The organism is Nocardiopsis sp. TNDT3, assembly GCF_003427465.1.
GTDB lineage: Bacteria > Actinomycetota > Actinomycetes > Streptosporangiales > Streptosporangiaceae > Nocardiopsis > Nocardiopsis dassonvillei.
Genome location: NZ_QPFC01000074.1, coordinates 1 through 6,148, shown reverse-complemented (window position 1 = coordinate 6,148; position 6,148 = coordinate 1). Strand labels below are relative to the sequence as shown.

Genomic DNA, 6,148 nt, shown 5'->3' with positions numbered 1-6,148 from the left:
GGCGTGCACGGCGCCGTGCACGTCGCTGACGATGACGTCGCGCGCCCCGGCGTGCATGAGGAGCTTGAGGATCGCGGTTCCGGCCGCGCCCGCGCCGGACATGGCGATGCGGACCTCGCCGAGCTTCTTGCCCACCACGCGCAGAGCGTTGCGCAGGGCGGCGAGCACGACGATGGCGGTGCCGTGCTGGTCGTCGTGGAAGACGGGGATGTCGAGCAGCTCGCGCAGGCGGGCCTCGACCTCGAAGCAGCGGGGGGCGGAGATGTCCTCCAGGTTGATGCCGCCGAACCCGGGCGCCAGCACCTGCACGGTGCGCACGATCTCGTCCACGTCCTGGGTGTCCAGGGCGATGGGCCAGGCGTCGATGTCGGCGAAGCGTTTGAACAGGGCGGCCTTGCCCTCCATGACGGGCATGGCGGCCTCGGGGCCGATGTTGCCCAGGCCCAGGACCGCGGAGCCGTCGGTGACCACGGCGACGCTGTTGCGCTTGATGGTCAGGCGCCGGGCGTCGTCCTTGTTGGCGGCGATGGCCTGGGAGACGCGGGCGACGCCGGGGGTGTAGGCCATGGAGAGCTCGTCGCGGTTGCGCAGCGGCACCTTGGACTTCATCTCGATCTTGCCGCCCAGGTGCATGAGGAAGGTGCGGTCGCTGACCTTGTGCACGACCACGCCCTCGACGGCGCCCAGGGCGTCGACGATGGCCTGGGCGTGCTCGGTGTCGCGGGCGGCGCAGGTGACGTCGATGCGGATGCGCTCGTGTCCGGCGGCGGCCACGTCCAGCGCGGTGATCATGCCGCCCACCTGCTCGACGGCGTTGGTGAGACTGCCGACCGCACTGCCCCCAGCGTCCAGTTCGAGGCGGACGGTGATGGAGTAGGAAACGCTGGGAAGGGTGGCCACGTGTTGCTCCTTGGCTCTGGCTGGTGTGGTGCGTCCGGGGCGCCCCGCCGGGGCGCTCGCCGGTGCACGGCGCCGCCTGCGCGCGTGCGCGGGATGGGGGGTGCCGTGTGTCCTGTGGGCACGGTGCTCGCGCACCGCCACTCGGACCCCGGTTCCGGGCGGGGGCTGACCCGTGACCGAGTCGCCTTACCTTACCTGAGTCAAGCCCCAACCGTCAGCACAAGGTGACAATTACCGCGCTGGTAAAAAATCGCATAAATTACGCCAGCGCGCGGGTGTCGCGGCGGACAATGCGGGGCGGCTCAGGCGCCCCCGGAGGGGACGGTCGCGCGGTCGCGGGCGGCGCGCACGACGAGGTCCACGCAGGCCTCCAGCGACAGCGACACCGCGTCCAGGACCAGGTGGTAGTGGCGGGGGTCGGCGGGGTCGGCGCGGTAGAAGCGCCGCACGTAGGCCGCCCGGGCGCGGTCGTTGTCGTCGAGCAGGCGCGCGTTGGGCGGCTCGTCGGAGTCGGTGCCCGTCCACTCGCCGTGGTCTCCGGACTCCCACAGCCCGCGCGCCCGGCGCAGGCGCGCGTCGGGGTCGCCGTCCAGGCGCACGTGCAGGGCGCCGGGACGGTCGCGCAGGACCACGGCCCCGGCGCGGCCGAGGACGACGCCGCCCTGTCGGGCCACCTCGCCCAGGACCCGTTCGGTCTGCTCCACGAACTCGTGGTCGTAGAGGAGGCGGCCCTCCTCGTCGGTGCTGCCGATGAGGGCGGTGTCCACGCTGCCGAGGGTGACGGTGGGCAGGCGCGCGGCGCTGGAGAGCAGGCGTTCGAGCCTGCCGGGAGCGCGGTCGTCGCGTTGGAGCGCCTCGTCGAGCGAGCAACCGATACGGGCGGCCACCGCGCTGGGCACGGCCCGGTCGAGGAAGGCCACGCCGAGCCGGGCGGCGACGGCGGGGCCCACCGCGCTGCCTCCCGCGCCGTAGGTGGCCGAGATCGTGACCAGGGGTCCGCCGCGTCTGTCGGTGGTGTCGTCGGTAGCCATGGGGTGAACCTGCCACTTCCGCGACGGGCGGTGAGCCCGTCTCCTGACGGGGTTGTACCCGCTGTGCGCGGGTTATGTCCCGCGGTCGGCGCGGCCTGCCCGTGGCCGACGGGAAAGCCGTGGTCGGCGGGCGGCGTTGACCCGCGGGTCCCCCGGGGGCAGCAGCTCGAACAGGCCCAGCAGGTGGGTGCGCGCCCTGTCGCGGTCCTCGTCGGAGGTGATCCTGACCGTGTCGACGAGGCGGGCGAAGGCGTCCTCGAACCTGCCGCCGTACATCTCGACGTCGGCCGCGGTGGTCTGGGCGGCGACGTCCTCGGGCCGGTCGGCCGCGGCCTGGAGGGCGGCGCCCGCGTCCACTTCCTGGAGGCGGCCGACCAGCCGGACCTGGGCGAGCTTGGCCCTGGACTCGGTGTCGCCGGAGTCGGCCTCCACGGCCTTGGCGTAGACGGCCGCGGCCGCCTCGAAGTCGCCGCGGTCCAGGGCCTCCTGGGCCTCGATGTCCACGGGACGGCCCTGGGGCTCCTCGGGCTGGGCCGCCTGCGCGCCCTGGGCGCCCTCGGCGCCGGGCTCACCGGTGATGGTGCCGGGGTGGCCCGGGGGCAGCGCGCCCTGTTCCTTGAGGGCGGCGAACGCCTCGACCAGCCAGGCGGTGAGCTGCTCCTCGGTGGCCGGACCCGCCGGGCCGGGCAGGAGCTGGCCCTGGATCACCACGACGATCATCGGGGTGGTGGGCACCCGCAGGGCCTGGACCAGCTGCGGGCTGGCCTCGCTGTCGACCTTGGCCAGGAACCAGGTGCCGCCGGAGGCCGCGGAGATCTTGTCCAGGGCGTCCTCGACCTGCTTGGACTGCTCGGACCAGCCCGCGAGGACGGCCAGCACGACCGGGGTCGACATCGACCGCTCCAGGACCTGGGCCTGGAAGGTGGCCTCGTCGACGTTGACGGCGTAGGGGTTGGATCGACCCGCCGACTCCGCCGCGCGCTGTTTGGCCTCGCGTTCCATGGCCGCCTTGCGCGCGCCGAGGTCCACGGCACTGTTCGGTGAAAAGTCCGAAGGCTGCATGCCTCCATCCTGCCGTATGCGCGGGCGGGACGTGGACCGCCTGTGGACGAGTCGGTCCGGACGCGAACGGGTCGCGCTTCCCCGCGTCGCGGGGCGGCCGCGGGCGGAGGGCCGAGGGGGCTCCGTTCGGGCATCCCGGGGGTGCACGACGACGGGCGGCGCCCCCGGGCGCCTCGGACGGGTCAGAACCGCGGGTCCTCGGTGTAGGTCCCGAACTCCTCCCCCATGGTCGCGCAGATCTCGCCGAGCGTGGCCTCGGCGCGGGCCGCGTCCATGATCAGCGGGATGAGGTTGCCCCCGCCGGAGCGCACGCCCGCCAGCAGGGCGGCCAGGGCGCGGTCCACGGCGGCGCCGTCGCGTGCGGCGCGGCGCTCGGCGAGCGCGCGCTTCTGCTCGTGCTCGACCTCGTGGCTGATCCGGAGGATGTCCAGTTCGCCGGAGACGGTGTTGGTGTGGCAGTTGACGCCCACGATCTTCTTGTCGCCCTTCTCCAGTGCCTGCTGGTACTGGAAGGCGGACTCGGCGATCTCGGAGCTGAAGTAGCCGTTCTCGATCCCGGCGAGGATGCCGGAGGTCATCGGGCCGATCGCGTGCTCGGCGCCCTCGCCCCCGCCCATGCGCAGGATGTGCGCGAAGATCCGCTCCGCCTCGGCCTCCAGCTCGTCGGTGAGCGACTCCAGGTACCAGGATCCGCCGAGCGGGTCGGCGACGTTGACGATCCCGGTCTCCTCCATGAGGACCTGCTGGGTGCGCAGGGCGATCTCGGCGGACTGCTCGGTCGGCAGCGCCAGGGTCTCGTCCAGGGCGTTGGTGTGCAGCGAGTTCGTGCCGCCCAGGACCGCCGAGAGCGCCTCCACGGCGGTGCGCACGACGTTGTTGTAGGGCTGCTGGGCGGTCAGGGAGACCCCCGCGGTCTGGGTGTGGAACCGCAGCCACTGCGCCTTCTCGGTCCTGGCGCCGTAGACGTCACGGAGCCAGCGCGCCCAGATGCGGCGGGCGGCGCGGAACTTGGCGATCTCCTCGAAGAAGTCGATGTGCGCGTCGAAGAAGAAGGACAGCCCCGGTGCGAAGGTGTCGACGTCCAGCCCGCGGGAGAGGCCGAGTTCGACGTAGCCGAAGCCGTCGGCGAGGGTGAAGGCGAGCTCCTGGGCGGCCGTGGCCCCGGCCTCGCGGATGTGGTAGCCCGACACCGACAGCGGCTTGTACGCGGGGATGTCGGCCGCGCAGTACTCCATGAGGTCGCCGATCAGCCGCAGCTGCGGCTCCGGCGGGTAGAGCCACTCCTTCTGGGCGATGTACTCCTTGAAGATGTCGGTCTGGAGCGTGCCGTTGAGGGTGCGGATGTCCACCCCCTGGCGCTCGGCCGCCACCAGGTACATGCAGAAGGCCGGGACGGCCGGACCGCTGATGGTCATGGAGGTGGTGGTCTCGCCGAGCGGGATCCCGTCGAAGAGCAGGTCCATGTCGGCGACGGAGTCGATGGCCACGCCGCAGTGGCCGATCTCGCCCAGCGCGTGGGGGGAGTCGGAGTCGTGGCCCATGAGGGTGGGCATGTCGAAGGCGACCGAGAGCCCGCCCCCGCCCGAGGCCAGGATCATCTTGTAGCGCTCGTTGGTCTGGCGCGCGTTGCCGAACCCGGCGAACTGGCGGATGGTCCACGCCCGTCCCCGGTAGCCGGTGGCGTGGAGGCCGCGGGTGTAGGGGTACTCCCCCGGCCAGCCGATGCGCTCGAAACCGGGGACCTCGGCGCCGGGACGGGGACCGTAGACGGGTTCCAGGGTGCGCCCGGACAGGGAGGTGAAGTCGGCGTCGCGTGTGCGCGCCGAGTCGTAGCGGCGCTGCCAGCGCTCGCGTCCGGCCTCGATCTCCCGGGCCCCGCCGCCGCTGGGACCGCTCGTGGTGTTCGCCATACCGAGATAGTAGGACGTCCAACTAATGATGTACAGGGAGGGCGCCCGCGGCGCCGGGGCGCGGCGGGCGGTCAGCGGCCCTCGGCGGCCTCCGCGACGGGCTCGGGGAAGTCGCCGAAGTCCACCCTGAGCCGGGTGAACATCTCGTGCATGCGCCACAGCTCCTCGTCGGAGTAGCAGCCCAGGCCGAAGTCCATGGACAGCAGCGCCCCGGTCGCCTCCTCGGTGACCCGGCGCCCGGCGTCGGTGATCTCGGCCAGCACGCCGCGACCGTCGCTCGGGTTGGGGCGGCGGCGCACGAAGCCCTGCCCCTCCAACCGGTCGATGGTGTTGGTGACGCTGGTCGGGTGCACCATGAGACGCTCGCCGATCTTGCCCAGGGGCAGCGAGCCGGAACCGCTGAAGGTGAGCAGGACGAGCGCCTCGTAGCGGGCGAAGGTCAGGCCGAACGGCTTGAGGGCGCCGTCCAGCTCCCCGATCAGGATCTGCTGCGCGCGCATGACCGAGGTGACCGCCGCCATGGCGGGCGAGGGCCCCCATCTGCGCGTCCAGTTGTCGTGTGCCCGCTCGATCGGGTCGAACGGAAGATTCAACGGGTTACCCACGGGTTCACTCTAGTCAGCGGGGAGGGCGCGCCCGCCTGACCGGAAGGGGGCACGCCCCCGCTCCCGCGCGGCCCGGCCGCCGGGCGCCGCGCCGGGCACGGCCCGGGCCTCCACCCAGGTCGACCGCAGTGACGGAACCGGCACTCCGAGGCGGGTGTGACATGGGGGTTGCATGAGGCCGGGAGGGCCCCGGAGCGGGAAACACACAGAGCGCCTAACAGCGGACGAGAAAGAAGGCAAGACTTTTCCGTGGCCACAAAGGGACAGGTTCCGCGCTCGGAACTGGTCCACCCCGCCAGCTCGGCAAATCCACCGGTCCTCCGGCGAGGGGCACGCGGAGCCCACCGCCGCGCACGCGGGGGAGAACGGAGAGTCCCCGCCGGGTCTTGACGGAGCGCGGAATTATTAGTTAAGTTTCCTAAAAATTTATCCCCCCACGTCAGAGGCTCAAGGTGACGACCTGTCCTCACTTGGCCCGTGGACCACCCCCTGGGAGGCCGCCGAACCCCGCTGACGGACCGCGGTTCTCCCCGCGATCCCCCGCACACGACCGCAGCCCATCCCCTCCGCTCCGAGAGCAGGGTCCATCCGCTTTGAGAGCGGGGTCATCCGCTCCAGGAGCACGGTCGCCCGTCCCCCC

General features: G+C 72.2%; 5 protein-coding genes. All 5 read right to left on the bottom strand.

Features of this window, described 5'->3' with window-relative positions; genetic code table 11:
• On the bottom strand, positions 1–900 hold a 900-nt coding region (locus DQW06_RS02225; RefSeq protein WP_198662363.1), incomplete at its 3' end, for an NAD-dependent malic enzyme.
• 302 nt (positions 901–1,202) lie between these two features.
• A complete protein-coding gene (locus tag DQW06_RS02220) occupies positions 1,203–1,931 on the bottom strand; it encodes an AAA family ATPase (RefSeq protein WP_013151420.1) in 729 nt (242 codons plus the stop codon).
• A gap of 72 nt (positions 1,932–2,003) precedes the next feature.
• A complete protein-coding gene (locus tag DQW06_RS02215; RefSeq protein WP_117197874.1) occupies positions 2,004–2,993 on the bottom strand; it encodes a tetratricopeptide repeat protein in 990 nt (329 codons plus the stop codon).
• A 182-nt stretch (positions 2,994–3,175) separates the two neighbouring features.
• On the bottom strand, positions 3,176–4,903 hold the full coding sequence (locus tag DQW06_RS02210) for a methylmalonyl-CoA mutase (protein WP_117197873.1): 1,728 nt from the start codon (positions 4,901–4,903) through the stop codon (positions 3,176–3,178).
• 71 nt (positions 4,904–4,974) lie between these two features.
• Complete coding sequence (locus DQW06_RS02205) at positions 4,975–5,496, bottom strand: MarR family winged helix-turn-helix transcriptional regulator (RefSeq protein ID WP_041552213.1); 522 nt, start codon at positions 5,494–5,496, stop codon at positions 4,975–4,977.
• Between the last annotated feature and the right edge of the window lie 652 nt (positions 5,497–6,148).

Bases quoted from the DNA above. Each gene is read 5' to 3' on its own strand.
- DQW06_RS02220 (WP_013151420.1), bottom strand. From the start codon at position 1,931: ATGGCTACCGACGACACCACCGACAGACGCGGCGGACCCCTGGTCACG.
- DQW06_RS02215 (WP_117197874.1), bottom strand. From the start codon at position 2,993: ATGCAGCCTTCGGACTTTTCACCGAACAGTGCCGTGGACCTCGGCGCG.
- DQW06_RS02210 (WP_117197873.1), bottom strand. From the start codon at position 4,903: ATGGCGAACACCACGAGCGGTCCCAGCGGCGGCGGGGCCCGGGAGATC.